The organism is uncultured Sphingomonas sp., from assembly GCF_913778135.1.
GTDB lineage: Bacteria > Pseudomonadota > Alphaproteobacteria > Sphingomonadales > Sphingomonadaceae > Sphingomonas.
The window spans coordinates 1-3,256 of record NZ_CAJYVU010000070.1 but is presented as its reverse complement, the minus strand read 5'-3'; the positions used below and the strand labels follow the sequence as shown (position 1 = coordinate 3,256).

The 3,256-nt window shown below is 67.8% G+C and carries 5 protein-coding genes; 1 reads left to right on the top strand and 4 read right to left on the bottom strand.

Translation table 11 applies throughout. The features are described from left to right. Positions 1-266, top strand: a 266-nt coding sequence (locus QZ847_RS07050; RefSeq protein ID WP_366930179.1) for a hypothetical protein, incomplete at its 5' end; no start/stop codon positions are given. Positions 267-339: 73 nt separating this feature from the next. Here the strand turns inward: QZ847_RS07050 and mtgA are convergent. From mtgA to QZ847_RS07030, 4 genes are all read right to left on the bottom strand, one after another. Further along, positions 340-1,014, bottom strand: a complete 675-nt coding sequence (gene mtgA / locus QZ847_RS07045) for a monofunctional biosynthetic peptidoglycan transglycosylase (RefSeq protein ID WP_294354753.1) — start codon at positions 1,012-1,014, stop codon at positions 340-342. An 84-nt stretch (positions 1,015-1,098) separates the two neighbouring features. Beyond that, entirely contained in the window at positions 1,099-2,322 is a 1,224-nt protein-coding gene (locus tag QZ847_RS07040; RefSeq protein ID WP_294354750.1) for an NAD(P)/FAD-dependent oxidoreductase, read from the bottom strand. Then, positions 2,319-3,098 (bottom strand): hypothetical protein, encoded by a 780-nt coding sequence (locus QZ847_RS07035; protein WP_294354747.1) that lies wholly within the window; start codon positions 3,096-3,098, stop codon positions 2,319-2,321. Before QZ847_RS07035 ends, QZ847_RS07040 begins: the two co-directional genes overlap by 4 nt. A gap of 50 nt (positions 3,099-3,148) precedes the next feature. Further along, positions 3,149-3,256, bottom strand: a 108-nt coding sequence (locus QZ847_RS07030; protein ID WP_294354756.1) for a sigma factor-like helix-turn-helix DNA-binding protein, incomplete at its 5' end; no start/stop codon positions are given.

Genomic DNA, 3,256 nt, shown 5'->3' with positions numbered 1-3,256 from the left:
GTTTTCGCCATCACCAATCACAGGAGGATGGCATGGCCGAAGATCGCATCACGCAGACCCCGCACACCACCGTGATCGAGCGTCGCGGATCGAGCAGCGGGCTGATCATCGGGATCATCGCGCTCGTTGTCATCTGCGTCGGGGCTTATTTCCTGTTTGTCGGAAGCAACAGCGAAGTGGCGAAGAATAACGCGATCACGTCGGCGGCGAAGAGCGTCGGGTCGACCGCCGACAAGGCCGGCGCGGCGATCGACAAGAATAGCTGAAATATGGACGGGGCGGCGACGTGGTGACCGTGCCGCCGCCCTGATCGCTAGCGTCGCCGTGACGGCAGCCTGGTCACCTGAGGCAGGCATCCAACCCGTCGCGGCGCACCACGCCGATGCGAGCGGCGAGCGTGTTGCCGTGACGGCGAACGAACCCGCGGGGGTCAACCGCCTCGCGCTTCTTGGGTAGCGGTAGCACCGCCGCGATCCGTCCCGCCTCGGTCGGGGTCAGGCGCGCGGCCGGATGGTTGAAGTAGCGGATCGATCCCGCCTCGACGCCGTAGGTGCCGATCCCCGTCTCGGCAAGGTTGAGGTACACCTCCATGATCCGGCGCTTGCCCCAGATCAGCTCGATCAGCATCGTGAACCACGCCTCGAGCGCCTTGCGGAAATAGCCGCCGCCCTGCCACAGGAAGGCGTTCTTGGCGGTCTGCTGGCTGATCGTCGATCCGCCTCTTATCCTACCACCCTGCGCATTGCGCGCCGCGGCCCCTGCAATCGCGCGCCAGTCGAACCCGTGGTGCAGGCAGAAACGCGAATCCTCGCCTGCGATCGCCGCCCGTGGCATGTCGGGGTCGATGTCGCTGAGCGGGGTCCAGTCTTTCGTGATCGATCGCCCCTGCAGAAGGTCGCCTGCCATCGTGAAGGTGAACGGCGGCGGGACGAGCGCGTAGATGCCGACCCACAGGACCGACACGACGACGAACCACAGGGCTGCCTTGAAAGCGAGAAGAAGCACGCGGGTCATGGTGGCGCGGAACCTACGCGGTCGGGCGGGCGGGGTGAAGGGTGTCGCGCGGATGAGCGATGTTCACTCCGGTAAGCGTGCGCCTCAGCGCGAAGCCGTCAATGCGCGGAGGGCTGCCTCTGCGGCGGCGATGCCGGTGTCGCGCGCGCCATGCGCGGTGGAAAAATCATGCGGCGAGCAGGCTTCCCCGGCGAAGAACAGGCGATCGTCGATCGGCTGCGACAGCACAGTCCGCTGGTCCGCCTGGCCGACGCGCGCGTGCGAGTAGCTGCCCTCGATCCACGCCTCATGCCGCCAACGCGTCGTGGTGATCGGCGTGAAGCGAGCGCGCCAGTCGCTGCCGAGCAGCGCGACGAGTTCGTCGATCGCGAAGGCTGCGGCGTCGCCGTCTTCGAGCTGGTCGGCGCAGTCGCCGCCGAAGAAGCTCTCCACCATCGGCCAGCCGAACGGCGACAGGCGGTGGCTGGCCGTGCAGGTGCGGTACGGATTGCCGATCAGGTGCGCGTCGTGCGGCCAGGTCGCGCCATCGACGGCCAGAAACGCCTTGTCGGCGACCCCGAGCGGTAGTGCCGCCGCGGCGTGGTGCTTGTCCGGCAACGCGGGGGTGAACGACAGCCGTTCGTCGGCGAGCACCGTGGTCGGCACCGCGACGATGACGAGGCGCGCCGTGATCGTGCCAGCGGAAGTCGACACGTGCAGCGCCTGCGCGGTGTGATCGATGTGGGTCGCGACCACTCCTGTGCGGACCTTTACTCCCACGGCGTGCTGGGCGACGAGCGTGCCATAACCCTCGCGCACTGCCCAATTGTCCTTGGTCGCGGCATCTTCGTAAGCGAGCCAGTCGTGCAGCGATACGTCGGCAAGGTTCGCGCCGTTGGCGTAGCCGGAGATCGCGTCGAGCATCGGGCACCAGCGATCGTCGGGCGCGACGAACGCTGAAAGCGGCTGGTCGAAACCAGTCGCCGCCGCCCGCGCGCGCGCTTCCCACGCGTCCCATGCGCGACCGAAGGCGGCCTGCTCATCGGGTGAGTAGCCGAGGTTGCGCCACTGCTCGCCCCAGCGCGCGGTATCGGTGGCAATGCTGAAGCCGGCCGCGCGTGCCACGTCGGTCCAGCTGTTGCGCCGCGCCGAGTGGAGCCAGCCGCAACCGAGATCGAGCGCGGCATCGCCGTGATGAACCGTGTGCGCGCGCCCGCCGATCCGCTCACGCGCATCGATCAGCAGCGTATCGACGCCCGCGTCATGCAGGCGTCGCGCGGCGGCGATCCCGGCTGCGCCCGCGCCGATGACGAGGACGTCGGGGCTCATCGGAAAGACGGCACCGGCTGCGGCTCATGGTCGGGCAGCAGCGACACCTGCTTGCGTGTCGCGGCATCGCGCGCGGCGGCAAACTTGGCGGCGCTCATCGTTAGCGCCAGAAAGCCGACCGCAATGGCGTCGAGCGCGAGCATGACCCACACCAGCGCGGGTGCGCGGCCGATCGCGCCGAGCCCGAGCGCGTAGTGGAGCGACATCAGCGGGATAACGCCCGCGAGCAGGTACACGACCGCGCGCCAGAAGCTGCCCGCCATGACGGCGCACGAGCGAAGCGGACCTAGGCTGGCGTTGCCGAGCGGCCAGGCGACGAACCAGGCGGTCAGATAGATGCCGAGCACCGATTGCGCGACCGCGAGCGCCGCCGTGACGAACGAGGCGGAGCGGGCATCGAGCCCCAACATGGCGCCGAGCGAAGGCCCGAACAGCATCAGATATTGAACGCTGCCCGCTAGCACGAACTGAACCGCGAACAGCCCGAGTGCGCGCGCGTCGAAGGCGAGCATACGCCGTGTGTCACCATCGAACGCGAGAAAGCGTATGAACCAATAGCCCGGCAGGAGCAGCGCCAGGGTCTTGGCAAAACCGAACGCCATGCGCACCGGATCGTTCGCCACCGCGCGCGCCACGTCGCGGCTGACGTACATGCCGGTTTGAATTTCGGCGACGTGCTGCGCAAATTCGACCAGCACCGGCACCAGAAACAACAGCGGCGCCGCCCGCGCGAACCGGACGGCGCCGCCGTACATCTGCTTGATCGATGGCCACATGGTTCAACTCCCCCGTTTGCGCAGGAGAAGACCGGTCGGCCGACGATCCGTCAAGCGGTCAGCAAACGCTTCTCGCCCGCCAGCCGCATCATCGCGCGCTGCAACTTCTCGAACGCGCGCACCTCGATCTGGCGCACACGTTCGCGGCTGACACCGTA